Below are 1008 nucleotides of genomic sequence, written 5' to 3' on the forward strand. Positions count from 1 at the left end.
CAAGGTTAGAACCTCAAACAAACCAGGGTGGTATTTCAAGGACGGCTCCACGTGAACTAGCGTCCACGCTTCAAAGCCTCCCACCTATCCTACACAGATCGGTTCAAAGTCCAATGCAAAGCTACAGTAAAGGTTCATGGGGTCTTTCCGTCTAGCCGCGGGGAGATTGCATCATCACAAACACTTCAACTTCGCTGAGTCTCGGGAGGAGACAGTGTGGCCATCGTTACGCCATTCGTGCAGGTCGGAACTTACCCGACAAGGAATTTCGCTACCTTAGGACCGTTATAGTTACGGCCGCCGTTTACCGGGACTTCAATCAAGAGCTTGCACCCCATCATTTAATCTTCCGGCACCGGGCAGGCGTCACACCCTATACGTCCACTTTCGTGTTTGCAGAGTGCTGTGTTTTTATTAAACAGTCGCAGCCACCATTTTATTGCAACCCCTTCACCCTTCTGGCGCAGGCCAGTCAAGCTACCAGGGCGTACCTTATCCCGAAGTTACGGTACCAATTTGCCGAGTTCCTTCTCCCGAGTTCTCTCAAGCGCCTTAGAATACTCATCTCGCCCACCTGTGTCGGTTTGCGGTACGGTCTCGTATGACTGAAGCTTAGAGGCTTTTCTTGGAACCACTTCCAATTGCTTCGCAGCACTAGGCCGCTCGCCCCACATCCTTGAATCCCGCGCCCGGATTTGCCTGAGCGCCTTCTCCAATGCAGGGACCGGGACTTCCAACACCCGGACAACCTTCCGCGATCCGTCCCCCCATCGCATCATACGACGGTGCAGGAATATTAACCTGCTTCCCATCAGCTACGCATCTCTGCCTCGCCTTAGGGGCCGACTCACCCTACGCCGATGAACGTTGCGTAGGAAACCTTGGGCTTACGGCGAGGGGGCCTTTCACCCCCTTTATCGCTACTCATGTCAGCATTCGCACTTCTGATACCTCCAGCATCCTTTACAAGACACCTTCACAGGCTTACAGAACGCTCTCCTACCACGC

General features: G+C 53.8%; 1 rRNA gene. It reads right to left on the minus strand.

What is annotated here, in order from left to right:
• Positions 1 to 1008: ribosomal RNA gene (locus tag AC3WLF_RS31320) — 23S ribosomal RNA — on the minus strand; the annotation flags it as partial.

The organism is Cupriavidus sp. FW306-01-F10A (assembly GCF_058782785.1).